Raw genomic sequence first — 25,709 nt, forward strand, 5'->3', positions numbered from 1 at the left:
GGTTGACGTGCCAAGGATTCGAGCGGCCTCCGTGGCCGAGCACCGGTCGATGCAGCGCGCCGCCCTGCTGGACGCGGCGCGTTCCCTGCTGTCCGAGGGCGGCACCGAAGCGCTGACGTTCCCGGCCCTCGCCGAGCGGACAGGGCTCGCGCGGTCGTCCGTGTACGAGTACTTCCGGTCGCGGGCGGCCGTGGTCGAGGAGCTGTGCGCGGTCGACTTCCCCGTCTGGGCGGCCGAGGTGTCGGCGGCGATGACCGCGGCGAACGGGCCGCAGGCCAAGATCGATGCGTATGTGCGCACGCAACTGGAGCTGGTGGGGGACCGGCGGCACCGGGCCGTGGTCGCCATCTCCGCGAGCGAGCTGGACGCGGGAGCCCGGGAGAAGATCCGCGCCGCCCACGGAGGCCTCGTGGCGCTGATCGTCGAGGCGCTGGAGGAGATGGGGCAAGGGCAGGCCCGGCTGACGGCGATGCTCGTCCAGGGGATCGTGGACGCGGCCGTGCGGCGCCTCGAGCTCGGAGCGGCGGAGGAACCCTCGGTGATCGCCGAGGCGGCCGTCGCGATGGCGCTGCGGGGCGTGCGCGGCTGAGCTCGGCCACGACAGCAGCAGAGCTGAGCTCCGCTCCCGACGGCAGCGGTACTCCCAGCACCGGCAGCAGCCTCGACGTGCCCCCGTTGCGCAGGCGCGGTGGGAGCAGCAGCAGCGGGTTCAGGTAGGCCTCGGCTCTCCGCAGGCCCCAGTGCACGCACGGCAGAGCGCAGTGGGAGCCCGTCGGCTCCACCGCGCCGATCACCGCGCCCGCCGTCACCTCGTCACCCTGGCGCACCGAGGCCCGTACCGGCGCGTACGTCGTCCGCAGGGGTGGTGTCCCCGTCCCCCGCAGCTCCACCGACACCACGCCCCGGCCCGCCACCCGTCCGGCGAAGGACACCCGGCCCGCCGCCACCGTCCGCACGGGAGCCCCCGGCTCGGCCGCCAGGTCGGCTCCGCGATGGCCCGGGCCGTACGGGGAAGCGGGAGGAGACCACCCGCGGAGGATGCGCGGACGCACCCCGACCGGCCAGGTCGTCGCCACCGCCGGCACCCGCTCTCGCGTACCCGAAGGCACCGGCGGCGGTGGCTGCGCCCAGGCCAGCGGCGCCAGGAGCGTCACCACCAGCCCCACCAGCACCGCCCACATCACCCCTGCGTGTCGCTGTGTCCCCATGCCTCAGACGGTCCCGCACTCCAGGCGACCTCGGCCGGGATCTGTGGACCACTGCCCGATTGTGGACAGCGGCGTCACCCGGCGCCCCGCCGGTCCCGTACACTTCTTCTGGCGATCCGGGTCACCGGGTCGACTTCGCACGCCCCGCTACGGCCACCGGAAACGGTCCGTATCAGCGCCCCTCGGTCCTTCGTGGCACGGCGCACCGCGGGCGTCAGGCGCGACCGCCGTCCGGCGGACGCGGCACAACCGAGAACTCAAGGAGATACGGCCATGGCCGTCGTCACGATGCGGGAGCTGCTGGAGAGCGGCGTCCACTTCGGTCACCAGACCCGTCGCTGGAACCCGAAGATGAAGCGCTTCATCTTCACCGAGCGCAACGGCATCTACATCATCGACCTGCTCCAGTCGCTGTCGTACATCGACCGCGCCTACGAGTTCGTCAAGGAGACCGTCGCCCACGGCGGCACGGTCATGTTCGTCGGCACGAAGAAGCAGGCGCAGGAGGCCATCGCCGAGCAGGCCACCCGCGTCGGCATGCCCTACGTCAACCAGCGCTGGCTGGGCGGCATGCTCACCAACTTCTCCACCGTCTACAAGCGTCTGCAGCGCCTCAAGGAGCTCGAGCAGATCGACTTCGAGGACGTCGCCGCGTCGGGTCTGACCAAGAAGGAGCTTCTCGTGCTCTCGCGCGAGAAGGCCAAGCTGGAGAAGACCCTCGGTGGTATCCGCGAGATGTCCAAGGTGCCCAGCGCCGTCTGGATCGTGGACACCAAGAAGGAGCACATCGCCGTTGGTGAGGCCCGGAAGCTGAACATTCCGGTCGTCGCGATCCTCGACACCAACTGCGACCCCGACGAGGTCGACTACAAGATCCCGGGCAACGACGACGCGATCCGCTCCGTCACCCTGCTCACCCGCGTGATCGCCGACGCCGTGGCCGAGGGCCTCATCGCCCGCTCCGGCGGTGGCGAGGGCAAGGGCGAGAAGGCCGCGGGCGAGCCGCTCGCGGAGTGGGAGCGCGACCTGCTCGAGGGTGAGAAGAAGGCTGACTCCTCCGAGGAAGCCGCTGCCCCGGCCGCCGAGGCTCCGGCTGCCGAGGCTCCGGCCGAGGAGGCCCCGGCTGCGGAGGCTCCGGCCACCGAGGCCGCGCCGGCCGCCGAGGACGAGAAGGCCGCCGAGGGCGAGCAGGCCTGACCCGTCAGCGTCAGCGTTGACGGCGGGAGCGGTACTGAATCCGACGGCGCCTCCGGCGCGGTCGTGTCCGCTCCCGCCGTTCACCCGTAGGTCAGCGGCAGGGCAGCGGCCTCCGACCACATGGAGTCCGCACCCCGCAGATCTTGGATCCTCCAGACTTCGAGAAAGACTCACAGACTCATGGCGAACTACACCGCCGCCGACGTCAAGAAGCTCCGCGAGCTCACGGGCGCCGGCATGATGGACTGCAAGAAGGCGCTGGACGAGGCCGACGGCAACGTCGAGAAGGCCGTCGAGGCGCTGCGTATCAAGGGCCAGAAGGGCGTCGCCAAGCGCGAGGGCCGCTCCGCCGAGAACGGCGCCGTGGTCTCGATCATCGCCGACGACAACTCCTCCGGTGTCCTGGTCGAGCTGAAGTGCGAGACGGACTTCGTCGCCAAGGGCGAGAAGTTCCAGGCCGTCGCCAACACGATCGCCGAGCACGTCGCCAAGACGAACCCGGCCGACATCGAGGCCCTGCTCGCCTCCGAGATCGAGCCCGGCAAGACCGTCCAGGCGTTCGTGGACGAGGCCAACGCCAACCTCGGCGAGAAGATCGTCCTGGACCGCTTCGCGCAGTTCTCCGACGGCTTCGTGCTCGCCTACATGCACCGCACGATGCCCGACCTGCCCCCGCAGATCGGTGTCCTCGTCGAGCTGGACAAGCCGAACGCCGAGGTCGCCAAGGGCGTCGCCCAGCACATCGCCGCCTTCGCGCCGAAGTTCCTCTCCAAGGACGAGATCCCGGCCGACGTCGTCGAGTCCGAGCGCCGCATCGCCGAGGAGACCACCCGCGCCGAAGGCAAGCCCGAGGCCGCGATCGCCAAGATCGTCGAGGGTCGCCTCAACGGCTTCTTCAAGGACGCCACGCTCCTCGGCCAGCCGTACGCGCTGGACAACAAGAAGAGCGTCGAGAAGGTTCTGCAGGAGGCCGGTGTCACCCTGAAGCGCTTCTCGCGCATCAAGGTCGGCATCTGAGTCCGTACGGCGATCGACGCTCGACCCCGATAGGGTCGACATCAGTCGTCCCTGCCGTTCGCGCACGGCGTCACACGCGCGCGTGACGGACGGCAGCAGATCTGACGAGGAGGCCATTGCCGCATGGGATGTGAACCACGCCCCGCCGGCAATGGCCTTCTTCGCATGTGCACCACGTTGAAAGAGGCGGGATCCCCATGACCACCAAGCCCGACAAGAGCGATGACGGCAAAGTACGCGGCCGGTTTCTGCTGAAGCTGTCCGGAGAGGCCTTCTCCGGCGGCGGTGGGCTGGGCGTCGACCCGGACGTGGTGCACGCGATCGCCCGTGAGATCGCAGCCGTCGTGCGTGACGGCGCGCAGGTCGCCGTCGTCATCGGCGGGGGCAACTTCTTCCGCGGGGCCGAGCTGCAGCAGCGCGGCATGGACCGCGCCCGCTCGGACTACATGGGCATGCTCGGCACCGTGATGAACTGCCTCGCCCTCCAGGACTTCCTGGAGAAGGAGGGCATCGTCTCCCGCGTCCAGACCGCCATCACCATGGGCCAGGTCGCGGAGCCGTACATCCCGCTGCGCGCCGTGCGGCACCTGGAGAAGGGCCGCGTGGTGATCTTCGGCGCCGGTATGGGCATGCCGTACTTCTCCACCGACACCACCGCCGCCCAGCGCGCCCTGGAGATCGACGCCGAGGCCCTGCTCATGGGCAAGAACGGCGTGGACGGGGTCTACGACTCCGACCCGAAGGCCAACCCGGACGCCGTGAAGTTCGACTCGCTCGGCTACGGCGAGGTCATCACCCGCGACCTGAAGGTCGCCGATGCCACGGCCATCACGCTCTGCCGCGACAACAAGCTCCCGATCGTGGTCTTCGAGCTCCTGAAGGAGGGCAATATCGCCCGCGCCGTCAAGGGTGAGAAGATCGGCACGCTCGTGGGTGAACAGGGCAGCCGGGACTGACCGGAGAATCACCCCGACCCTGACCGGGGGATGGACAATGTCCTGCAGGTCGGGAACCGTGCAGGAAGAAGACGCGACGCAGCCGGCCGCCGACCACAGCCAGGAACCGCAGCCGGGCCTACTCAAGACACGCAGGAGCAAGTGGTGATCGAAGAGACCCTCCTCGAGGCCGAGGAGAAGATGGAGAAGGCCGTCGTGGTCGCCAAGGAGGACTTCGCCGCGATCCGCACCGGCCGTGCGCACCCGGCGATGTTCAACAAGATCGTGGCCGAGTACTACGGCGCGCCGACGCCGATCAACCAGCTGGCCTCGTTCTCCGTGCCGGAGCCGCGCATGGCCGTCGTGACCCCGTTCGACAAGACCGCCCTGCGCAACATCGAGCAGGCGATCCGCGACTCCGACCTGGGCGTCAACCCGAGCAACGACGGCAACATCATCCGGGTGGTGTTCCCCGAGCTGACCGAGGAGCGCCGCCGCGAGTACATCAAGGTCGCCCGCAGCAAGGGCGAGGACGCCAAGGTCTCCATCCGCTCCGTGCGCCGCAAGGCCAAGGACGCCATCGACAAGCTGATCAAGGACGGCGAGGTCGGCGAGGACGAGGGCCGCCGTGCGGAGAAGGAACTCGACGACCTGACGTCGAAGTACGTCGCCCAGGTGGACGAGCTCCTCAAGCACAAGGAAGCGGAACTGCTCGAGGTCTGATGAACGACTCTTCCTGGGGGGCGCCGCCCCACGCCGGGCAGGCCGGGTACTGGGGCCCCGCCGACCAGGGGCCCGTCCCGGGCTCCGGCCCGGCGGGTCCCGCGTACGATGCGCAGGAAGCGCAGCAGACTCGCCCCATGCCCATCGTGCCCGACGGACCCGCACACGGCGGAGACCAGGATGACGACCGGGGGGCCGCTCGGCTGAGCGGCCCCTTGTTCCGCGACGAGAACGCGCGCGGCGGGAACGTCCGTGCCGACAGCCTCCGGGACGACGACCTCCGCGACCACCGCGTCCGTACCGACACCTTCCGCGAGCAGAATCCGGAGCCCATGCCCGACGCCCCGCAGCCGGCGCCCGCCCCGCAGAAGAAGAGCGCGGGCCGCGACCTGAGCTCCGCCATAGGGGTCGGCGTCGGGCTCGGTGCGGTCATCATCGCCTCCCTGTTCATCGTCAAGGCCGTGTTCGTCGGCGTGATCGCCGTCGCCGTCGTCGTCGGCCTGTGGGAGCTGACCAGCAGGCTGCAGGAGCGCAAGGAGATCCGCGCGCCCCTGGTGCCGCTCGCGGTCGGCGGCGCCGCGATGGTGGTCGCCGGGTACGTGCGCGGCGCCGAGGGCGCGTGGGTCGCCATGGCGCTCACGACGCTCGCGGTACTGGTCTGGCGGATGACCGAGCCGCCGGAGGGCTACCTCAAGGACGTCACGGCGGGCGTCTTCGCGGCCTTCTACGTGCCGTTCCTGGCGACGTTCGTCGCGATGATGCTCACCGCCGACGACGGCCCCTGGCGGGTGCTGACCTTCCTGCTCCTCACGGTGGTCAGCGACACCGGCGCGTACGCCGTCGGCTGGCGCTTCGGCAAGCACAAGCTCGCCCCGCGGATCAGCCCCGGCAAGACCCGCGAGGGCCTGCTCGGCGCCGTGACGTTCGCGATGGTCGCCGGCGCGCTGTGCCTGGAGTTCCTGATCGACGACGGCACCTGGTGGCAGGGGCTGCTGCTCGGCCTCGCGGTCGCGGCGAGCGCCACGCTGGGCGATCTCGGCGAGTCCATGATCAAGCGGGACCTGGGCATCAAGGACATGGGCACGCTGCTCCCCGGACACGGCGGCATCATGGACCGCCTCGACTCGCTGCTGCCGACGGCTCCGGTGGTGTGGCTGCTGCTGGTGCTGTTCGTCGGCGCCGGCTGACCGGCGCGCACGGCTGTGGAGCCCCGTCCTCCTGAGCGGAGGGCGGGGCTCGTCGTCGTACGGCCCGGCCTTCTGTCTTCTGGATGGCTGGGCGACGGATGCGGTGGGACGATTTCGGGTGTAAGCCCCGAACCGGCTCACCCTGGAAAGGGGGCCACCATGTCCGGTTTCCACGATGAGATCGTTCTCGACTGCCGCCCCGACGAAGTGTGGACGTTCGTCACCGACCCCGCCCACCTGCCGGAGTGGCAGGCCAGCGCGGTGTCCGCCGAACAGCTCGACGACGGCCCGTTCGGACTCGGTTCCCGGGTCCGGGTCACCCGGCACATCGGCCGCCGCGACGTTCCCATGACGATGCAGTGCACCGAGTACAAGCCGGGCCGCTCGTGGAGCGTCCACGGGATCGACGGGCCGGTGCGCGGCACCTTCCGCGGCGAGGTCACCCCCGTCGACGAGGGCCGGCGCACCCGGCTGACCGTGGACCTCGACTTCGAGGGCCACGGCCTCGGCAAGGTCCTCATCCCCCTCGTCGTACGCCCCCAGGTCCGCAAGGAGTTCCCGCGCAACGAGCAGCTGCTCAAGCAGCACCTGGAGCACACGACGGCGTAGGGCTTGCCGAACCGCTGCCGCGCCCCTGACCGACGTAACGGGTGGCCGAACCGGCCGGGCGGGCCACCCGAGTCGATCTGCGACACTGGTACCACCATGCCCAAGCCCGGAGAACTTACTTTTGTCGCGCCGCGCGGAGCCAAGACGCCGCCGCGGCATCTTGCCGATCTTTCGCCTGCCGAGCGCAAGGCGGTCGTGGCCGAGATCGGGGAGAAGCCGTTTCGCGCCAAGCAACTGTCGCAGCACTACTTCGCGCGGTACGCGCACGAGCCGGAGCAGTGGACCGACATCCCCGCCGGGGCGCGTGACAGGCTGCGGGAGGCGCTGTTCCCCGAGCTGATGACCGTCGTGCGGCATCTGTCGACCGACGAGGGGACCACGCGCAAGACGCTGTGGCGGCTGTTCGACGGGACGCTCGTCGAGTCCGTGCTGATGCGGTATCCGGACCGGGTCACCATGTGCATCAGCTCGCAGGCCGGGTGTGGCATGAACTGCCCGTTCTGTGCGACCGGGCAGGCCGGGCTGGATCGCAATCTGTCCACCGCCGAGATCGTGCATCAGATCGTCGAGGGCATGCGGGCGCTCCGGGACGGGGAGATCCCCGGTGGGGCCTCCCGGCTGTCCAACATCGTCTTCATGGGCATGGGCGAGCCGCTCGCCAACTACAAGCGGGTCGTCGGGGCCATTCGCGCGCTCACCGATCCCGCGCCCGACGGCCTCGGGCTGTCGCAGCGCGGCATCACCGTGTCGACGGTCGGCCTCGTGCCCGCCATCCACCGGTTCGCCGACGAGGGCTTCAAGTGCCGGCTGGCGATCTCGCTGCACGCCCCGGACGACGAGCTGCGCGACACCCTCGTCCCCGTGAACACGCGGTGGAAGGTGCGCGAGGTGCTCGACGCCGGGTTCGAATACGTCGAGAAGAGCGGGCGGCGGCTGTCCATCGAGTACGCGCTGATCCGGGACATCAACGATCAGGCGTGGCGCGGGGACCGGCTGGGGCGGCTGCTCAAGGGCAAGCCCGTGCACGTCAATCTCATTCCGCTGAACCCGACGCCGGGGTCCAAGTGGACCGCCTCCCGGCCCGAGGACGAGAAGGCGTTCGTCGAGGCCATCGCCGCCCATGGTGTACCGGTGACGATCCGGGACACCCGTGGGCAGGAGATCGACGGGGCGTGTGGTCAGCTCGCCGCCACCGAGCGGTAATCTGACTGGCGTCAGTACATCTACATATTCCGACAGGGGAGCGCCACAGCGCTGAGAGTGCGGCGGACAGGGCCGCAGACCCTCCGAACCTCGCCCAGGTCATTCTGGGTAGGGAGATCGGTCATCACTCGAGCTGTTGCGCCCTGCCCGGGCCGTCGCGAGACGTCCCGGGCAGGGCCGCGTCTCTTCCTGGTCACTCCAGGAGGAATGTCAGTGAGCATCACCAAGAAGGCCACGGTCGTGGTGGTCGGCCTCGGCCTCGTCACGCTGTCCGCGTGCGGGTCGTCCGGCGGGAGCGAGAAGACCGCCGCCGAGTCCAAGACCGTCACGCTCGTCAGCCACGACTCGTGGGCCGTGTCCAAGAACGTCCTCGCGGACTTCGAGAAGCAGTCCGGGTACAAGGTCAAGGTCCTCCCCGGCGGCGACGCCGGGCAGGCCGTCAACAAGGCCATCCTCACCAAGGACAACCCGCAGGGCGACGTCTTCTTCGGCGTCGACAACACCCTGCTCTCCCGCGCCCTGGACAACGGCCTCTTCCAGCCGTACCAGGCCAAGGGGCTCGGCGCCATCGGCGCCCGGTACCAGCTGGACCAGGGCAAGCACCGGGTCACCCCGATCGACTTCGGCGACATCTGCGTCAACTACGACAAGAAGTACTTCGCCGACCACAAGCTGACCCCGCCGGCTTCCTTCGACGACCTGGTCAAGCCGGAGTACAAGAACCTCCTCGTCACGGAAAACGCGTCCACTTCCTCGCCCGGCCTCGGCTTCCTGCTCGGCACCGCCGCCAAGTACGGCGACGCCGGCTGGCAGGACTACTGGAAGAAGCTCAAGGCCAACGGCGTGAAGGTGGTCGACGGCTGGGAGCAGGCCTACGACCAGGAGTTCTCCGGCTCGTCCGGCGGCAAGAAGGCGCACGGCGACCGGCCGCTGGTCGTCTCGTACGCCTCCTCCCCGCCCGCCGAGGTCGTCTTCGCCAAGCCGCAGCCGAAGACCGCGCCGACCGGCGTCGCGGCCGGCACCTGCTTCCGGCAGATCGAGTTCGCCGGGCTGCTCAGCAACGCGAAGAACACCAAGGGCGGCAAGGCGCTGATCGACTTCCTGGTCTCCAAGGAGTTCCAGCAGGACATGCCGCTGAACATGTTCGTCTACCCGGTGCTCGACGGCGCCAAGGTGCCCGCCGAGTTCACCCGGTACGGCCCCGCGGCCAAGGACCCCGAGACCCTGGCGCCGGCCAAGATCGCCGACCACCGCGACCAGTGGGTCAAGCAGTGGACCTCACTCGTACTGAAGTAGCCCGGCGCCCGGACCGCGCGGGGAACGCGGCGCGGCTCGGCCTGATGGCCCTGCCCGTCGCGTTCTTCGCCGTGTTCTTCGCCTACCCCGTGGCCGCGATCGTCGCCCGCGGGCTCAAGGTCGACGGCGCCTGGCAGTTCGGGCGGCTCACCGACGTCCTCGGGCAGTCCGACATCCGGCACGTGCTGTGGTTCACCACCTGGCAGGCGCTGGTCTCCGCCGGGCTCACCCTGCTGCTCGGGCTGCCCGGCGCCTATGTCTTCGCCCGCTTCGACTTTCCCGGCAAGCGGCTGCTGCGGGCGGTGGTGACGGTGCCGTTCGTGCTGCCGACCGTCGTCGTCGGCACCGCCTTCCTCGCGCTGGTCGGCCGCGGGGGCCTGCTCGACCAGCTGTGGGGCGTACGGCTGGACACCACCGTGTGGGCGATCCTGCTCGCCCACGTCTTCTTCAACTACGCCGTCGTCGTGCGGACCGTCGGCGGACTGTGGGCGCAGCTCGACCCGCGCCAGGAGGACGCGGCGCGGATGCTCGGGGCGTCCCGCTTCACCGCCTGGCGCACGGTCACCCTGCCCGCGCTCGCGCCGGCGGTCGCGGCGGCCGCGCTGATGGTGTTCCTGTTCTGCTTCACCTCCTTCGGCATCGTCCAGATCCTCGGTGGCCCCGGCTTCTCCACCCTGGAGGTGGAGATCTACCGACAGACCGCCGACGTCTTCGACCTGTCCACCGCCGCCGTGCTGACGGTTGTCCAGTTCGTCGCGGTCGGCGCGATCCTCGCCGTACACGCCCGGACGGCACGGCGCCGGGAGAGCGCCCTGAAACTGGTGGACGCGGCGACGACGGCACGCCGGCCGCGCGGCGCCGGGCAGTGGGCGCTGCTCGGCGGGGTGCTGCTCACCATCGCCGTGCTGCTCGTGCTGCCGCCCGCGGTGCTGGTGCAGCGCTCCCTGGACGGCGGCCTCGGCTACTACCGGGCGCTGACCAGCCAGGACGGCAACACCTTCCTCGTCCCGCCGATCGAGGCCATCGGCAACTCGCTGCAGTACGCCGTCGCCGCGACCGCGATCGCGCTGCTGATCGGCGCGCTCGCCGCCGCCGCGCTGACCCGCCGGGACGCCGGACGTCTGGTGCGCGGCTTCGACGCGCTGCTGATGCTGCCGCTCGGCGTGTCCGCGGTGACCGTCGGCTTCGGCTTCCTGATCACCCTCGACAAACCGCCGCTGGACCTGCGCAGCTCCTGGATCCTGGTACCGCTCGCGCAGGCGCTCGTCGGCGTCCCCTTCGTCGTCCGGACCATGCTGCCCGTGCTGCGCGCGGTCGACGCACGGCTGCGGGAGGCGGCGACCGTGCTCGGGGCCTCACCGTGGCGGGTGTGGCGGGAGGTCGATCTGCCGATGGTGCGGCGGGCCCTGCTGATCGCCGCCGGGTTCGCCTTCGCCGTGTCGCTGGGCGAGTTCGGGGCGACCGTGTTCATCGCGCGGGCCGACACCCCGACGCTGCCGGTGGCCGTGGCCCGGCTGCTGGCGCGGCCCGGTGACCTCAACTACGGGCAGGCGATGGCCCTGTCGACGATTCTGATGGTGGTGTGTGCCGTGGCGCTGCTCGTCCTGGAGAGCCTGCGGGTGCCCGACCGGACGGGGGAGTTCTAGATGCTGCTCAGCCTCGACGCCGCGACCGTCCGCTTCGGCGAGCGGACCGTCCTCGACGCCGTCGACCTCGATGTCGCCGAGCACGAGGTGGTGTGCGTGCTCGGCCCCAGCGGCAGCGGCAAGTCAACGCTGCTGCGGGCGGTCGCCGGGCTCCAGCCGCTGGACGCGGGCCGGATCCTGCTGGACGGCCACGACCAGGCGAAGGTGCCCGCGCACAAGCGGGGCGTGGGGCTGATGTTCCAGGATCACCAGCTCTTCCCGCAGCGCGACGTCGCCGGGAACGTCGCCTTCGGGCTGCGTATGCACGGCACCGGCAAGGGCGAACAGGGCGAGCGCGTCCAGGAGTTGCTGGAGTTGGTCGGTCTGCCCGGTGCCGGGCGGCGGGCCGTGGCCGCGCTGTCCGGGGGTGAGCAGCAGCGGGTCGCGCTCGCCCGGGCGCTCGCGCCGCGCCCCCGGCTGCTGATGCTGGACGAACCGCTGGGTCAGCTGGACCGTTCGCTGCGCGAGCGCCTGGTCGTCGAACTGCGGGAGCTGTTCGGCCGGTTGGGCACCACCGTGCTCGCCGTCACCCACGACCAGGGTGAGGCGTTCGCGCTCGCCGACCGGGTCGTGGTGATGCGGGACGGGCGCATCGCCCAGTCCGGCACACCCCTCGAGGTGTGGCAGCATCCGGCGGACGCGTTCGTCGCCCGCTTCCTCGGCTTCGACAACGTGGTGCCGGGGACCGTCGTCGGCGAGGCGGCCGATACTCCCTGGGGCAAGCTGCCGGTGCCCGACGGCTCCCCGCAGGGGCCGCGCGACCTGCTGGTCCGCCCGGCCGGGGTCCGGCTGACCGAGGTGGCGCAGGGCCTGCGCTGCACCGTCACCGCCCGCACTTTCCGCGGCACCCATGTCGCCGTCCGTCTCCAGCCCGAGGACGCGCCCCGTCTGGAGGCGGCCTGCGCGCTGCGTGAGGCGCCAGAGGTCGGCGCCGAGGTGGGCGTCGCCTTCGACGGGGCCGAGGTCGTCGTCCTCGGCTGAGGGACGCTTCCGGCACGGCCGGCGGGCAGGCGAACGGCCCGCCCCCGATCTTTTGGGGACGGGCCGTCGTGTGTGCGGGGTCAGCCGTTGTCCTTGGCCCCGCGGCGGCGCATGCCGAGGAAGACGGCGCCGCCGCCGACCACGACCAGGGCGCCCGCGATGCCGGCGATCATGCCGGTGTTGGAGTTCGCACCGGTCTCGGCGAGGTTGGAGTCACCGACCGCCGGGGACGGGGCGTTGCTCACGGTGCCCGCGGGGGCGGTGCTCGCCGGAGCCGACGGGCTCGGCGTGTCCTCGGCCGGAGCGGACGGCGACGGCTTCGGCGCCGGGCTGGTCGGCGGGGCCGGAGGCGTCGTCGGGGTGCCCTTCTTGCAGGTGGTGGGCGGCGTGGTGAGGTTCGGCGTGATGTCCTTGTCCACGATCGGGTGCTTCGTGTCGCCGGCCAGGACGCGGACGCGGTAGACGGCGTTCGGCTTCCAGTCCTCGGCGAAGGTGATGGTCACACCCTCGGACGAGCCGGTGACGGTCTGCTCGCCGACCTTGTGGTCGTCGCTGCCCTTGTTCTCCAGGAAGACGGAGACGAGGGCCGGGGTGCCGGAGGCGTCGACATCGGTGACGGTGATGACACCCTTGTCACCCTCGCACGCGGCCTTGGCGGAGAATTCGCTGATGTCACAGGCGAGCGCGTTGCCGGCGACTCCGAGCGCGAGCGCCGCCGCGGCGGAGGCGACCCCGAGGGCGCGCACGGAACGGGCGGCGGTACGGCGGGATATGGACACGTTTGTCCTTACGGGATGCAACTGCGGGGGGTTGAAGGGGAGTTGCGGCGCCGAGGGGATGCGATCACAACCGCCCGGCACCACAGCCCCCATGAGGCTCACAGGTTTATAAGCGTTCCATAAGAAGTGTCAACGCATATGCCCGCCGGGGGCGTTGCCTTTGCCCTCTTATTAACCGGCGAGATGTTTCAACGCCTCGGGCGCCTCATCGATCCGGTCGACCAGCGCGATCCGGGACGCCATCGAGCGGTCCCGGGCGAGCGACTGCACCAGCGGCCAGGCCGGCAGCCGCTCCGTCCAGTGCGCCCGGTCCACCAGCACCATCGGCGTCACCTCGCCGCGGGACTCGTAGTAGTTCGGCGTCGCGTTGTCGAAGATCTCCTGTACGGTGCCGGCCGCACCCGGCAGGAACACCACTCCGGCGGTGCAGCGGGCCAGCAGGCCGTCCTCACGGGTGGCGTTGGCGAAGTACTTGGCGATGTGCGTGGCGAACGGGTTCGGCGGCTCGTGGCCGTAGAACCACGTCGGGATGCCGATCGACGTGCCGCCGCGCGGCCAGCGGGCGCGCACCTCGAACGCGGCCCGCGCCCAGTCGGTGACCGAGGGCCTGAACGACGGTACCGGGGCGAGGAGTTCGAGGGCCGCGGTCAGCATGTCGTCGTCGAAGGGCGCCGTGTACGCGCCGAGGTTCGCCGCCTCCATCGCGCCGGGGCCGCCGCCCGTCGCCACGGTGAGGCCGTTGTGGGCCAGGGCGCGGCCGAGGCGGGCGGCACCGGCGTACTCCCGGCTTCCGCGCGCCATCGCGTGGCCGCCCATCACCCCCACGACCCGGGCGCCGGCGAGGACTTCGTCGAGGGCGTCGGAGACCGCGTCGTCGTGGATCGAGCGCAGCATGGAGGCGAATATGTCGCCGTCGGCCTTCGTCTGCTGGAACCAGGCGTAGGCGAGCGCGTCCGGGGTGGCCTCGTAGCCGCGGTCGAGGCCGGCGAAGAGTTCCTCGGCGGAGTAGACGAACCCCCGGTAGGGGTCGAACGGCAGGCCGGGGACGGGCGGGAAGACCAGGGCGTCGGAAGCCCGGACGCGGGCGGCTGCCTCGGGGGTCATCGGGCAGCCGAGGAAGATGGCGCCGGCGGTTTCCACGGACAGCAGCACGTCCGTACGGTCCGTCAGGTCCACAGCCTGGACCCGGAACCCGGCGAGAGTGCCGCGCCGGGCGACCACCTCGTCGAACCGGGCGAGGGACTCGATCTCACGGTCATGGGAGCCGTCGTACGGCTGGGCGGGTGTCGGGTGCACCCGCCCATGCTAGGCAAGGGGGTCCGTCAGCCCTGCACGGCCGCCGGGTCCATCCACATGATCTCCCAGGTGTGGCCGTCGAGGTCGTCGAAGGCACGGCCGTACATGAAGCCCATGTCCTGCGTCTTGCCGGTCGCGGTGCCGCCGATCTCGATCGCCCGGTCGACCAGCTCGTCGACCTTGTCGCGGCTCTCGGCGCTCAGACAGATCAGCACCTCGCTGGTCGTCTTCGTGTCGGCGATCCCCTTGTCGGTGAAGGTCGCGTAGAAGGGCTTCGTCAGCAGCATCACGACGATCGTGTCGCTGATGACGACCGACGCGGCGTTCTCGTCGCTGAACTGGGGGTTGATCGTGTAGCCGAGGCCGGTGAAGAACTTCTTCGAGGCCTCGAGGTCGTTCACGGGCAGGTTCACGAAGATCATCTGCTGGGACATGCGGCCTCTCCCGTTGGTGGCGCGGTGTTGTCGAGGGGGTAGACGCCCGGAGACGACGGAACTCATCGGTGGCCGGGGACACTTTTTCGTCCCGGTGTGCTCAGCGGGCGAGGGGCAGCGCGGCCAGTTCCGCCACCAGCAGCGTCAACGGGCCGAAGACGGCCAGCAGGGCGGCCGCGCGCAGGGCCGCGGCGGAGCGCAGCATCGTGGGCGGGGCGCCGAGCCGGAGCAGTGCCGCGATGGTGTCGGCCCGGTCTTGGCGGGCCTCCACGGCGGCGGTGAACAGGGTCGCCATCGCGCAGCCGGCGACGACGAGGGCGCCCAGCGTGGTCAGCGGGCCGAGCGCGGGCGAGCCGTCGTCGCGCAGGGCGGTCGTGGCGAACGCGGCCGACGCGACGGCGCAGACGACACCGAGGGGACGGCCGATGCGGGTGGCCTCCGCCATCAGCACGCGCCCGGCGAGCAGGCGCAGGGCACCCGGGCGGACGGCCTGCAGCAGGCGGCCGGTGAGATGGGTGAGTCCGGGCCCGGCGAGGGCCAGGCCGGCGGCGGTGAGCAGCCAGCCGAGGAGGACGGTGACCGGGCCGGTGGTCAGACCGCCGGGCATGGGCAGGGCCGTCGGGTCGGTGGTGCGGGTGGCGTAGGCCTCGGTGGCCAGGCCGGCGGTGAGAAGGGTGACGCCCCAGGGGAGGAGAGCGGTGGGGTGGGGTTCGGCGGGCGGTGCCGGGTGGGTGCTCTCGGCCGGAGTCTCCTGCGGACCGTCGGGATCGGTGGCCTCGCCCGGCGCTCGCGTGAGCACGTCCGTGTCGGCCGGTGCCGCCCCGGCGGCGGGGCCGGCCGGGGGCTGCGGCCTGCTCACCGGTTCGCTGCCCCGCAGGCGTGCGCCGAACCTGCCGTACGCCCCGAACGTCTCGCGGACCGCCGTGGTGCTGTACGCGCCGAAGCGGCCGTAGGGGTGCGGAGTGGGCCGGGGGCGGGGTTCGCGGGGGCGTCGGGCGAAGGCGACCAGGGCCGAGGCGGTGACCGGGAGGACGGCGAGCAGGGTCAGCGCCGCGGGCACCGGCAGGGGCTGGTCCGCCGCGAGGAACTGGGACGCGGCCCCGTCGAACGGCATGCCGGTGAGGTCACCGCGCAGGTGCAGGAAGACCAGCAGGGCCAGCACCGAGCCCAGCACGGTGGACAGCGCCGTCGTCAGGGCCGCGATCGCCATCAGGCGGGCCGGGCCGAGGCCTACGGCGGACAGGCCGGGGCGGGGCTTGGTCGCGGGGTCGGTGCGGGCGACCGCCAGCGCGAACCACACCGTGGCGGCCAGCGGTACGACGCACCACGCCAGGCGCAGCAGCAGGGACGCCGGGGAGGCGCCGGGGTGGCCCAGCGCGTAGCCGAGGGTGCACAGGAGCAGGAAGCCCGTGCCCGCCGAGGCCGCCGCCACCAGCAGGCGGCGCAGCTGGACGGCCGGGCGGGCACCGCGGGTCAGACGGAGAGCGACCACGCGGTCCGGCCTTCCGTCTCGGCGACCGGCGGCAGGTGCACCGTCTTCACCCGGCGCCCGTCGAGCAGCGACACGGTGCGGTCGGCGAGCGCGGCCGTCTCCGGGTCGGCGGTGGCCAGGACCACGGTGATGCCGTGCGAGCGGGCGGCCGTGGTGAGGGTGCGCAGGACGTGCGCGCGGTCGGCGCGGTACAGGGGCGCGGTGGGCTCGTCGGCGAAGAGGACGGTGGGCGCCGGGGCGAGGGCGCGGGCGATGCAGGCGCGCTGCCGCTCGGCCTGGGTCAGCTCGTGCGGGCGCCGGCGGGCCTTGTCGCCGATGTCGACGCGCTCCAGCCACTCGGTGGCGGCGACCTTGGCGCGGCGCCGGCCGACGCCGCGCAGCATCAGCGGAAGGGCTGCGTTCTCCCACACGTTCAGCTCGGGCACCAGCAGCGGGGCGGGGTCGATCCAGCCGAAACGGTCGCGGCGCAGGCGCTCGCGGGTGACCGGGCCCATGGTGTGCAGCGGCACGCTGTTGAACCACACCTCGCCGCTCTGGGCCGGGGCGAGTCCGGACAGGCAGCGCAGCAGCGTCGTCTTGCCGCTGCCGCGCGGGCCGCCGACGGCGAGGATCTCGCCCTCGCGCACGCCGAGCGAGACCCCTTGAAGCGCGGGGGAGCCGTCGCTGTGCGTGAAGTGCAGGGAGCGTGCCCAGAGCACGTCGTTGTCCGGCGGGGCCTCCATGGGCGTACACCTCGTGTCAGATCCGTAGTTCCCGTGCCATTCCCCCGTGCGGGGGAACGAGGGCAGGGCCGATCGGTCACTGGCACGCTAGGCAGCGGACGCCGGGAGCCCGGACAGCACGCGGCCCCGGGCACCCGTTTCTCACTCGAACGGGGCACCGGGGCCGGGATGATCATCCAGACGGAAGATAGGCCGGGGGATGGCCGATCAGGACGCCGGGACGATCGGTGACGTCGGGACGGTGAGGGCCGTCCGGACGGTCACAGCTTCGTCCACGCCTCCGTCAGCGTCGCGCGCAGGATCTGCTCGATCTCGTCGAACGTCTCCTGGTTGGAGATCAGCGGCGGGGCGAGCTGGATGACCGGGTCGCCACGGTCGTCGGCGCGGCAGTACAGGCCGTTGTCGAACAGCGCCTTGGAGAGGAAGCCGTACAGGACGCGCTCGGTCTCCTCGTCGTTGAAGGACTCCTTGGTGGCCTTGTCCTTCACCAGCTCGATGCCGTAGAAGAAGCCGTTGCCGCGGACGTCGCCGACGATCGGCAGGTCGTGCAGCTTCTGCAGCGTGGAGAGGAAGGCACCCTCGTTGTCGAGGACGTGCTGGTTCAGCTTCTCCTTGTCGAACAGGTCGAGGTTGGCGAGGCCGACCGCCGCCGAGACCGGGTGACCGCCGAAGGTGTAGCCGTGCAGGAAGGTGTTGTCGCCCTTGTAGAACGGCTCGGCGAGCCGGTCCGAGACTATGCACGCGCCGATAGGGGAGTAGCCCGAGGTCATGCCCTTGGCGCAGGTGATCATGTCCGGGACGTAGCCGAACTTGTCACAGGCGAACGTCGTGCCGAGGCGGCCGAAGGCGCAGATGACCTCGTCCGACACGAGCAGCACGTCGTACTGGTCGCAGATCTCGCGCACGCGCTGGAAGTAGCCGGGGGGCGGCGGGAAGCAGCCGCCGGCGTTCTGCACCGGCTCCAGGAAGACCGCGGCGACGGTCTCGGGGCCCTCGAAGAGGATCTCCTGCTCGATCTGGTCGGCGGCCCAGCGGCCGAAGGCCTCGGGGTCGTCGCCGAAGAGCGGGGCGCGGTAGATGTTGGTGTTCGGCACCTTGTGCGCGCCCGGCACCAGCGGCTCGAAGGGGGCCTTCAGGCCCGGCAGGCCGGTGATGGACAGAGCGCCCTGCGGAGTGCCGTGGTAGGCGACCGCGCGGGAGATGACCTTGTACTTGGTGGGCTTGCCGACCAGCTTGAAGTACTGCTTGGCGAGCTTCCAGGCGGTCTCGACGGCCTCGCCGCCGCCGGTGGTGAAGAAGACCTTGTTCAGGTCGCCCGGGGCCTCGTTCGCCAGGCGCTCGGCCAGCTCGACGGCCTTGGGGTGGGCGTAGGACCACACCGGGAAGAAGGCCAGCTCCTTGGCCTGCTTGGCGGCCGTCTCGGCGAGCTCCGTGCGGCCGTGACCGGCCTGGACCACGAACAGGCCGGCGAGACCGTCGAGGTAGCGCTTGCCCTTGTCGTCGTAGATGTAGGTGCCCTCGCCCCGGACGATCGTCGGGACGGGGGAGTTCTCGTACGAGGACATGCGGGTGAAGTGCATCCACAGGTGGTCGTACGCGGACTTGCTGAGGTCCTTTGTGCTCACGGTTATCGGGTTCCCCACATGTAGGTCTGCTTCTTGAGCTTGAGGTAGACGAAGCTCTCGGTGGAGCGCACGCCGGGCAGGGCCCGGATGCGTTTGTTGATGACGTCCAGCAGGTGGTCGTCGTCCTCGCAGACGATCTCCGCGAGGATGTCGAACGAGCCCGCGGTCATCACCACGTACTCGACTTCCGACATGGCGGTCAGCGCGTCGGCCACCGCCTCGACGTCGCCCTCCACGTTGATGCCGACCATCGCCTGCCTGCGGAAGCCCACGGTGAGCGGGTCCGTGACGGCGACGATCTGCATCACGCCCTGATCGAGCAGCTTCTGGACGCGCTGGCGCACGGCCGCCTCCGAGAGGCCGACGGCCTTGCCGATGGCGGCGTACGGCCGGCGGCCGTCCTCCTGAAGCTGTTCGATGATGGCGAGGGAGACGGCGTCCAGATTCGGATTGCTGCCGTTCCTGGACTCACGAGGGGTGTCGCGGGGGGACTCGCGGGAGTCCCGTGCGTCCCTGGGGTCTGCGCTTCGACTGGCCACGACCTCACTGTGCACGACGTCTCGACAGTTGTGCAAGCCCTGATCGATGAAATTCGTTGTTTACGAGACCGCGACCGACGGATTTCGCAGAAGCGAGGGGATCAGGGGTGTTGAAAACGTGGGCGCAGCGATTAGTCTGGGCATCTCAGTGATTGGACACCGAACTTGGAGGGCCGGCAGTGAGCACCGAGCTGCGTCGTCTGCGCAACTACATCGACGGTGAGTTCCGGGACGCCGCCGACGGACGGACCACCGAGGTGGTCAACCCCGCGACGGGCGAGGCGTACGCGACCGCGCCGCTGTCCGGCCAGGCGGACGTCGACGCCGCGATGGAGGCCGCCGCGCGCGCCTTCCCGGCCTGGCGCGACACCACCCCGGCGGAGCGCCAGAAGGCCCTGCTGAAGATCGCGGACGCGTTCGAGGAGCGCGCCGAGGACCTCATCGCGGCCGAGGTGGAGAACACGGGCAAGCCGATCGGGCTGACCCGCTCCGAGGAGATCCCCCCGATGGTCGACCAGATCCGCTTCTTCGCGGGTGCGGCGCGACTGCTGGAGGGCCGCTCGGCCGGCGAGTACATGGAGGGGATGACCTCGATCATCCGCCGTGAGCCGGTCGGCGTCTGCGCACAGGTCGCGCCCTGGAACTACCCGATGATGATGGCCGTGTGGAAGTTCGCCCCGGCGATCGCCGCGGGCAACACCGTCGTGCTGAAGCCGTCGGACACCACCCCGGCCTCCACCGTGCTGATCGCCGAGATCCTCGGCGGGATCCTGCCCAAGGGCGTCTTCAACGTCGTCTGCGGTGACCGTGAGACCGGCCGTGCCATGGTCGAGCACCCGACCCCGGCGATGGCCTCCATCACCGGCTCGGTCCGCGCGGGCATGTCGGTGGCCGAGTCCGCCGCCAAGGACGTCAAGCGCGTCCACCTGGAGCTGGGCGGCAAGGCCCCGGTCGTCGTCTTCCAGGACACCGACATCGCCAAGGCCGTCGAGGACATCTCCGTGGCGGGCTTCTTCAACGCCGGCCAGGACTGTACGGCCGCCACGCGCGTGCTCGTGCACGAGTCGATCCACGACGAGTTCGTCTCCGCGCTCGCCAAGGCCGCGTCCGAGACCAAGACCGGTCAGCCGGACGACGAGGACGTGCTCTTCGGCCCGCTGAACAACCCCAACCAGCTCAAGCAGGTCGAGGGCTTCATCGAGCGGCTGCCCGCCCACGCGCGCGTGGAGGCCGGCGGCAAGCGCGTCGGCGACCAGGGCTACTTCTTCGCGCCGACCGTCGTCTCCGGCCTGAAGCAGGACGACGAGATCATCCAGAACGAGGTGTTCGGCCCGGTCATCACCGTGCAGTCCTTCGCGGACGAGGACCAGGCCGTTCAGTGGGCCAACGGCGTGGAGTACGCCCTGGCCTCCTCTGTGTGGACCAAGGACCACGGCCGCGCCATGCGGATGTCGAAGAAGCTCGACTTCGGCTGCGTGTGGATCAACACCCACATCCCGCTGGTCGCCGAGATGCCGCACGGCGGCTTCAAGAAGTCCGGCTACGGCAAGGACCTGTCCGCGTACGGCTTCGAGGACTACACCCGCATCAAGCACGTCATGACGTCCCTGGACGCGTGACACCACCCCTGCGGGTGCGCTGAGGCCGACGGCCTCGGCCCACGACGCGCGGCCCCGGACGGAGGACGGACCGTCCGGGGCCGCGGTGCGTCCGGCGACGGGACGGGGGCCCGGGGCGGCGGGACGGGGGGCTGGGGCGGAGGTGTGTCCGGCGACGGGACGGGGGGATGCCATCGCCCGCGACATGACGGCCGAGGAGCGGGTGGATTTCGCGAAGCGGTGGAACAAGATCGCCGGGCTGTAGCAGAATCGCCCGTGTGGATAATTCATCGCTCGGTGAAAACCTGTCCGCCCGGGTGACCTTCGGCCTGCTCGCGGCCTGGGCGCTCCACGACCTCGAGGAGCTGGCGGCCGGCCCGCGCTGGGTGCGGCGCAGCCTGCCCCGGCTGCGCGAGCGGTTCCCTGCCGTGCCCGAGCGGGCGTGGCGCGGGATGGAGGCCGTCGACGAGCGGGAGTTCCCGGTGGCGGTCGCGGTCGTCGGCACGTTCGTCGCCGCGGCGTCCGCCGCCGGGCACGCCAGCGGCGGGCGGTCGGCCTTCTACGAGGCCGCACTGAACGGCTTCGGCCTGCACGGCCTCGTCCACATGGCGCAGGCCGCCGCCGTACGCGGCTACACCCCCGGGGCCGCCACCTCGCCGCTCCTCGTGGTGCCGTTCACCCTCTGGGCCCGCGGCCGCCTGCGCCGCGCCGGCGTACTGCGCCCGACCCGCCCCCGCGACCTCGCCGTCGGCCTGGCCACGGCGGGCGCCGTCACGGCCGTGGCGCACGTGGTGGCGCGGCGGGTGGTCGGGCGGTGACCTCGGCTAGCGGGTCGCCGCCGCAACGATCCGCTCGGCGACGGGGTTCGGGTCGTCGTCCTTGGCGTCGGTGTCGCCGACGCAGTACACCACCACCCGGCTCAGGTCACGGGTCGCGGCGACGGCCGAGCTGTAGCCGTACCGCGCACCGGTCTTGAACCAGTAGGTGCGCCCCCCGGCCGTGTACGTCTGCAGTCCCGCGCTGTACGTGGCGCCGTCGATGCCGGCCGGCAGCGTGAACATCTCCTCCAGCTGTCGCCCCGGCACGATCCGGCCCCGGAACAGGGCGGTGATCAGCCGCTCCAGGTCGGCCGTCGTCGAGATCATGTCACCGGCCGCCCAGCGGTCCGCCTGGTTCCACTGCGTGACGTCGACCAGCGTCGTCGTCCCGTCCGGCTGCCGTACCTTCTGGTAGCCGTGGTTGTGCGGGCCGCGGATGCGCGGATCGGTGCCGGGGAAGTACGTGTCCCGCATCCCGGCCGGGCGCAGTACCAGCCGGGTCGCCTCCTCGGCGTACGGGCGCCCGGTCACCTTCTCGATCAGCATCCCCAGGATCGTGTAGTTGACGTTCAGGTAGTGCTGCCGCTTCCCGGGGCCGAACTCCGGCCCCTTCGCCACCGCCGACGCGACCACCTGAGCCGGCGTAAGGGTGTCGAAGCGGTGCGCGTACTGCTCGGCGAAGGAGTCCCCGAAGCCGTCACCCGCCTGGACGCCGCTGGTGTGGTTCAGCAACTGCCGTACCGTCACCGGCTCGTGGAACGCCGGCCCGAGCAGTCCGGGCAGATACCGCTCGACCGGCGCCCCGAGGTCGACGCGGCCCTGCGCCGCGAGCCGCAGCACGGTCGCCGCCGTCACCACCTTCGTCGTCGAGCCGGCCCGGAAGCGGGCGTCCGGGTCGGCCGCCCGGCCACTGGCCAGGTCGTGCACACCGGAACTGCCGCGCCAGCGGCCGCCCGTGCCGCCGACGCGGACCAGGGCGGCCGTGGCGTCCTCGTCGGGCAGCCCGGCGATGGCCGCCCGCAGCGCGGCGGCGTCCGGGCCCGACGTCCCCCGGGCGGCCGTCAGGGACTGCGGCGCGGGCGCGGCGACGGCCGCGGTGGCCGGCGCGGCCACCGTGACGGCGAGGGCGAGAGCGGCGGTGGCGACCAGGGTGCGGCGGCGAGGGGACATGGGCTGCTCCAGAGACTCGGACGAAGACGGTGCGTGATCATCGTCGTCGTCCGCACGGCTGCCCGGATCGTCACCGAGGAGGGCTGCCGACCCTGGCCGGACCCCCATCGACCCACCCGATGCGTCGGGGCACGGGTGGGGTCACCCCCTAAGGGAAGCCGCTGCCTCCGTGCCCCGCACAGCGGTCCTGCGCGGCGAGCACCTCGTCGCCGTGCTCGAAGGCCCATGCGCCGACCGCGTCGATCGGGGCGAGCAACGTCCGGCCCAGGGCGGTGAGTTCGTACTCGACACGGGGCGGCGCACCGCCGTACGCCCGGCGGGCGACCAGCCCGTTGAACTCCAGTCGGCGCAGCGTCTCGGTCAGCACCTTCTGGCTGATCCCGCCGATCAGCGCGCGCAGTTCACCGTGGCGCCGGGGGCCGGTGCCGAGGGCCCACAGCACCACCGCGTTCCAGGTGTTGGCGAGCAGGTCGAAGGCGAGGCGGGCCCGGCAGTCGGCGAGGAAGTCCTGGTCGGTGGTCACGTACCGAATGGTGCCTCAACCCCTGCCTAGCGTGGGGGTGTTGGTCGGGGAACGACGAAGGAGACGCGGATGCGCATCGGAATTCTGGGCAGCGGCGGCATGGCCGACGCGCTCGGCACACAGTGGCGGCGGGCCGGGCACGCGGTGTACACCGGCGGCCGCTCTGGCGGGGACGGCAGCCTGCGGGAGGCGGCCCGGTTCGGCACGGACGCGGTCCTGCTGGCCCTGCCGTACGACGCCGTGGTGGACGTGGTCGCGGGGCTCGCCGACACACTCGCCGCGCGCACTGTGATCGACTGCACCAACCCGGTCGGCCCCGGATTCACCCTCCGCACGGCCGGTGGCCCCTCGGCCGCCGAACGCATCGCCGCAGCGGCACCCGCCGCGCACGTGGTCAAGGCGTTCAACCTCTGCCATGTCGACGTCTGGCGGCTGACCCCGCCCGTCTTCGACGGTCGCCCGCTGGCGGTCCCGCTGTGCGGCGACGACGAGGACGCGCTGTCCGCGGTACGCCATCTCGTCCGCGACCTGGGGTGCGAGCCGCTGAACGCCGGGGGACTGACGGAGGCCGGCCTCCTGGAGGCCACGGCCGCGCTCCTCATCCGCCTGTGGGTGGGCGAGGGCGCGGACGCACAGGCGATCGCACCACCGCTCGCCCCTCAGGGCTGTCCCGAGGAGGCCGGGTGACCCGAACGGCGCCCCTGGCTCTCGCGCAGGGAGTTGAGGAGGTCGATGCGGTTGGTGGTGATGGAGTCGACGCCGGCGGCGATCAGGCGGCGCATGGCGCGACGGGTGTCGGGGGTCCAGACGGACAGCAGATAGCCGTCGCGGTGGACGCGCTCGGCCAGGGCGTGGTCCATCAGGGAGAAGCGGTAGTTCAGCCAGCGCGGCCGCACCGCCTCCAGCAGCGCGGGGCGCGGCGGCGCGAGGCTCGTCCAGGTGAGCGCGATCTCCGCGGAGGGGTCGGCGGCACGCACCGCCAGCATGGCCTGGGCGGCTGCGCAGTAGTACACGCGGTCCTGCGCGCCCGCCTCCCGGACCACGTCCACGACCCGGCGCGCCGCCCTCACGTCCGGCGTGCCGGGCAGGTCGACCATCACCCGGCTGTCGTCCGTCGCCGCCAGCGCCGCCGCGAGGGTCGGCACCCCGCCGCCGGTCAGTCCCTCCACCTCGGCCAGCGACAGCGCGAGCAGAGGGCGGTCCTGCTCCCACAGCCGCTTCAGCGTCTCGTCGTGCAGGAGGACGGGGACGCCGTCCCGGGTGAGCCGTACGTCGATCTCCACGGCGTCCGCGCCCGCGGCGAGCGCGGAACGCAGGGAGGCGATCGTGTTCTCCCGGACGCGGTACGGGTCGCCGCGGTGCGCCACGGCCGTCAGGGTCTCCATGCGGGCCATTGTGACGGCAGCCGGTCCCCGGCCGTCGACCAAGGTCGGTCCGCGCCCGTCGACGGCAGCGGGCCCGTGATCGTCAGGCGGTGAGCCACCGCGCGGTGTACGTGTCGATCTCCTCGCGGATACGGGTCTTGCCGGCGTCGTCCAGGAAGGAGACGTCGACGGCGTTCTTCGCCAGCTCGGCGAGGCCCCGCTCGTCGAGATCCAGCAGCCGTGCGGCGACCCCGTACTCGTTGTTCAGGTCGGTGCCGAACATCGGCGGGTCGTCGGAGTTGATCGTCACCAGGACACCGGCCCGCACGAACTCCTTGATCGGGTGCTCGTCGAGTGTGGCCACCGCGCGTGTGGCGATGTTCGACGTCGGGCACACCTCCAGCGGGATGCGGCGCTCGGCGAGGTGCGCGAGCAGCGTCGCGTCCTGCGCGGAGCTCGTGCCGTGCCCGATCCGCTCCGCGCCCAGGTACGTCAGCGCGTCCCACACCGTCTGCGGGCCGGTGGTCTCGCCCGCGTGCGGCACCGAGTGCAGCCCGGCCGCGATCGCCCGGTCGAAGTACGGCTCGAACTGCGGGCGCGGCACACCGATCTCCGGCCCGCCCAGGCCGAAGGAGACCAGCCCCTCGGGGCGCACCGCGTCGTCCGTGGCGAGCCGGGCCGTCACCTCGGCCGCCTCCAGGCCGGCCTCGCCGGGGATGTCGAAGCACCAGCGCAGCACCGTGCCGAACTCGGCCTCGGCCGCCTTGCGGGCGTCCTCTATCGCCGCCATGAACGCCCGCTCGTCGATCCCGCGGCGCACGGAGGAGTACGGCGTGATGGTCAGCTCGGCGTAGCGCACCTGCTGGCGGGCCAGGTCGCGGGCCACCTCGTAGGTGAGCAGGCGGACGTCCTCCGGGGTGCGGATCAGGTCGACGACGGACAGGTAGACCTCGATGAAGTGGGCGAAGTCCGTGAACGTGAAGTAGTCGGCCAGCGCCTCGGGGTCCGTCGGGACCTTGGAGTCGGGGTGGCGGGCGGCCAGCTCGGAGACGATCCGCGGGGAGGCGGAGCCGACGTGGTGCACGTGCAGTTCGGCCTTGGGCAGACCGGCGATGAAGGCGTGCAGGTCGCGCGGGACGGGCGCGGCGGTGGCCGCGTCGAAGTGCTCGGTCAAGGGTCCTCCCCGGGACGGCGCCCCGGCCGGCGGTGCCGGTGCCGGGACGCGGTGATCGGCTGATCGGTGATTCGGGATCATCGTAGGCCGGGACGGGGGAGGGGTGACGGGGGTCGGCGGGGGGTTCGCTCCTG

Annotated in this window: 25 protein-coding genes, 1 pseudogene and 1 riboswitch; of the genes and pseudogenes, 14 read left to right on the forward strand and 12 right to left on the reverse strand. The window is 71.5% G+C overall.

The annotated features are described in order from the left end of the window. Window positions 1-31: 31 nt before the first annotated feature. Window positions 32-589: a TetR/AcrR family transcriptional regulator gene (locus ACF1GV_RS33590; protein WP_391688709.1), complete on the forward strand. Its 558-nt coding sequence runs from the start codon at window positions 32-34 to the stop codon at window positions 587-589. A 40-nt stretch (window positions 590-629) separates the two neighbouring features. Here ACF1GV_RS33590 and ACF1GV_RS33595 read toward each other — a convergent pair. Further along, a pseudogene (locus ACF1GV_RS33595) lies at window positions 630-1,181 on the reverse strand (murein hydrolase activator EnvC family protein); the annotation flags it as partial. 300 nt (window positions 1,182-1,481) lie between these two features. On the opposite strand from ACF1GV_RS33595, the gene rpsB reads away from it, so the two are divergent. The 10 genes from rpsB (at window position 1,482) to ACF1GV_RS33645 (ending at window position 12,041) form a co-directional block, all read left to right on the forward strand. Next, window positions 1,482-2,405 carry a 30S ribosomal protein S2 gene (gene rpsB / locus ACF1GV_RS33600; protein ID WP_391688445.1) on the forward strand — a complete coding sequence of 308 codons (924 nt, stop codon included), beginning with the start codon at window positions 1,482-1,484 and terminating at the stop codon, window positions 2,403-2,405. Between the two features lie 180 nt (window positions 2,406-2,585). Next, window positions 2,586-3,422: a translation elongation factor Ts gene (tsf, locus tag ACF1GV_RS33605; RefSeq protein ID WP_391688448.1), complete on the forward strand. Its 837-nt coding sequence runs from the start codon at window positions 2,586-2,588 to the stop codon at window positions 3,420-3,422. Between the two features lie 197 nt (window positions 3,423-3,619). Further along, window positions 3,620-4,378, forward strand: a complete 759-nt coding sequence (gene pyrH, locus ACF1GV_RS33610; protein ID WP_361627557.1) for a UMP kinase — start codon at window positions 3,620-3,622, stop codon at window positions 4,376-4,378. Window positions 4,379-4,522: 144 nt separating this feature from the next. Then, complete coding sequence (gene frr / locus ACF1GV_RS33615; RefSeq protein ID WP_363266575.1) at window positions 4,523-5,080, forward strand: ribosome recycling factor; 558 nt, start codon at window positions 4,523-4,525, stop codon at window positions 5,078-5,080. After that, window positions 5,080-6,267: a phosphatidate cytidylyltransferase gene (locus ACF1GV_RS33620; protein ID WP_391688452.1), complete on the forward strand. Its 1,188-nt coding sequence runs from the start codon at window positions 5,080-5,082 to the stop codon at window positions 6,265-6,267. Before frr ends, ACF1GV_RS33620 begins: the two co-directional genes overlap by 1 nt. A gap of 159 nt (window positions 6,268-6,426) precedes the next feature. Beyond that, the gene (locus ACF1GV_RS33625) at window positions 6,427-6,876 is read left to right on the forward strand and encodes an SRPBCC family protein (protein WP_391688455.1); all 450 of its coding nucleotides are present in this window, start codon (window positions 6,427-6,429) and stop codon (window positions 6,874-6,876) included. A gap of 96 nt (window positions 6,877-6,972) precedes the next feature. Further along, window positions 6,973-8,079: a 23S rRNA (adenine(2503)-C(2))-methyltransferase RlmN gene (rlmN, locus tag ACF1GV_RS33630; RefSeq protein ID WP_391688458.1), complete on the forward strand. Its 1,107-nt coding sequence runs from the start codon at window positions 6,973-6,975 to the stop codon at window positions 8,077-8,079. 24 nt (window positions 8,080-8,103) lie between these two features. Next, window positions 8,104-8,212: riboswitch (TPP riboswitch) on the forward strand. Between the two features lie 74 nt (window positions 8,213-8,286). Further along, a complete protein-coding gene (locus ACF1GV_RS33635; protein ID WP_391688461.1) occupies window positions 8,287-9,375 on the forward strand; it encodes a thiamine ABC transporter substrate binding subunit in 1,089 nt (362 codons plus the stop codon). A gap of 44 nt (window positions 9,376-9,419) precedes the next feature. After that, window positions 9,420-11,021, forward strand: a complete 1,602-nt coding sequence (locus ACF1GV_RS33640; RefSeq protein ID WP_391688463.1) for an ABC transporter permease — start codon at window positions 9,420-9,422, stop codon at window positions 11,019-11,021. Next, window positions 11,022-12,041: an ABC transporter ATP-binding protein gene (locus tag ACF1GV_RS33645; RefSeq protein WP_391688466.1), complete on the forward strand. Its 1,020-nt coding sequence runs from the start codon at window positions 11,022-11,024 to the stop codon at window positions 12,039-12,041. A gap of 80 nt (window positions 12,042-12,121) precedes the next feature. On the opposite strand, the gene ACF1GV_RS33650 is transcribed toward ACF1GV_RS33645, so the two are convergent. From ACF1GV_RS33650 to ACF1GV_RS33680, 7 genes are all read right to left on the reverse strand, one after another. Further along, window positions 12,122-12,820, reverse strand: coding sequence for an LAETG motif-containing sortase-dependent surface protein (locus tag ACF1GV_RS33650; RefSeq protein ID WP_391688469.1), 699 nt, complete (start codon window positions 12,818-12,820; stop codon window positions 12,122-12,124). 171 nt (window positions 12,821-12,991) lie between these two features. After that, window positions 12,992-14,116: an LOG family protein gene (locus tag ACF1GV_RS33655; protein ID WP_391688471.1), complete on the reverse strand. Its 1,125-nt coding sequence runs from the start codon at window positions 14,114-14,116 to the stop codon at window positions 12,992-12,994. A gap of 26 nt (window positions 14,117-14,142) precedes the next feature. Beyond that, the gene (locus ACF1GV_RS33660) at window positions 14,143-14,550 is read right to left on the reverse strand and encodes a VOC family protein (RefSeq protein ID WP_391688473.1); all 408 of its coding nucleotides are present in this window, start codon (window positions 14,548-14,550) and stop codon (window positions 14,143-14,145) included. A 100-nt stretch (window positions 14,551-14,650) separates the two neighbouring features. Next, on the reverse strand, window positions 14,651-16,042 hold the full coding sequence (locus tag ACF1GV_RS33665) for a hypothetical protein (protein WP_391688476.1): 1,392 nt from the start codon (window positions 16,040-16,042) through the stop codon (window positions 14,651-14,653). Continuing rightward, window positions 16,024-16,764 carry an ABC transporter ATP-binding protein gene (locus ACF1GV_RS33670; protein WP_391688479.1) on the reverse strand — a complete coding sequence of 247 codons (741 nt, stop codon included), beginning with the start codon at window positions 16,762-16,764 and terminating at the stop codon, window positions 16,024-16,026. Before ACF1GV_RS33670 ends, ACF1GV_RS33665 begins: the two co-directional genes overlap by 19 nt. A gap of 260 nt (window positions 16,765-17,024) precedes the next feature. Then, window positions 17,025-18,389 carry an aspartate aminotransferase family protein gene (locus ACF1GV_RS33675; protein ID WP_391688482.1) on the reverse strand — a complete coding sequence of 455 codons (1,365 nt, stop codon included), beginning with the start codon at window positions 18,387-18,389 and terminating at the stop codon, window positions 17,025-17,027. Between the two features lie 2 nt (window positions 18,390-18,391). Continuing rightward, window positions 18,392-18,943, reverse strand: coding sequence for an Lrp/AsnC family transcriptional regulator (locus ACF1GV_RS33680; RefSeq protein WP_391688712.1), 552 nt, complete (start codon window positions 18,941-18,943; stop codon window positions 18,392-18,394). 164 nt (window positions 18,944-19,107) lie between these two features. Between ACF1GV_RS33680 and ACF1GV_RS33685 the strand changes: the two genes are divergently transcribed. Together ACF1GV_RS33685 and ACF1GV_RS33690 are read left to right on the forward strand one after the other, a co-directional pair. Further along, window positions 19,108-20,547, forward strand: a complete 1,440-nt coding sequence (locus tag ACF1GV_RS33685) for a gamma-aminobutyraldehyde dehydrogenase (RefSeq protein WP_391688485.1) — start codon at window positions 19,108-19,110, stop codon at window positions 20,545-20,547. A gap of 257 nt (window positions 20,548-20,804) precedes the next feature. Then, window positions 20,805-21,344, forward strand: a complete 540-nt coding sequence (locus ACF1GV_RS33690; RefSeq protein WP_391688488.1) for an HXXEE domain-containing protein — start codon at window positions 20,805-20,807, stop codon at window positions 21,342-21,344. A gap of 6 nt (window positions 21,345-21,350) precedes the next feature. Here ACF1GV_RS33690 and ACF1GV_RS33695 read toward each other — a convergent pair whose 3' ends face one another. Together ACF1GV_RS33695 and ACF1GV_RS33700 are read right to left on the reverse strand one after the other, a co-directional pair. Beyond that, window positions 21,351-22,514 (reverse strand): serine hydrolase domain-containing protein, encoded by a 1,164-nt coding sequence (locus tag ACF1GV_RS33695; RefSeq protein ID WP_391688491.1) that lies wholly within the window; start codon window positions 22,512-22,514, stop codon window positions 21,351-21,353. Window positions 22,515-22,662: 148 nt separating this feature from the next. Then, window positions 22,663-23,037 (reverse strand): winged helix-turn-helix transcriptional regulator, encoded by a 375-nt coding sequence (locus ACF1GV_RS33700; RefSeq protein WP_391688494.1) that lies wholly within the window; start codon window positions 23,035-23,037, stop codon window positions 22,663-22,665. Window positions 23,038-23,106: 69 nt separating this feature from the next. On the opposite strand from ACF1GV_RS33700, the gene ACF1GV_RS33705 reads away from it, so the two are divergent. Beyond that, entirely contained in the window at window positions 23,107-23,724 is a 618-nt protein-coding gene (locus ACF1GV_RS33705) for an NADPH-dependent F420 reductase (protein WP_391688497.1), read from the forward strand. On the opposite strand, the gene ACF1GV_RS33710 is transcribed toward ACF1GV_RS33705, so the two are convergent. Together ACF1GV_RS33710 and ACF1GV_RS33715 are read right to left on the reverse strand one after the other, a co-directional pair. Next, window positions 23,697-24,422, reverse strand: a complete 726-nt coding sequence (locus ACF1GV_RS33710; RefSeq protein WP_391688500.1) for a glycerophosphodiester phosphodiesterase — start codon at window positions 24,420-24,422, stop codon at window positions 23,697-23,699. The two genes, ACF1GV_RS33705 and ACF1GV_RS33710, sit on opposite strands and share 28 nt — an antisense overlap. 82 nt (window positions 24,423-24,504) lie before the next feature. Next, complete coding sequence (locus ACF1GV_RS33715) at window positions 24,505-25,575, reverse strand: adenosine deaminase (protein ID WP_391688503.1); 1,071 nt, start codon at window positions 25,573-25,575, stop codon at window positions 24,505-24,507. Between the last annotated feature and the right edge of the window lie 134 nt (window positions 25,576-25,709).

It is taken from the genome of Streptomyces sp. NPDC014006 (assembly GCF_043088925.1).
GTDB lineage: Bacteria > Actinomycetota > Actinomycetes > Streptomycetales > Streptomycetaceae > Streptomyces.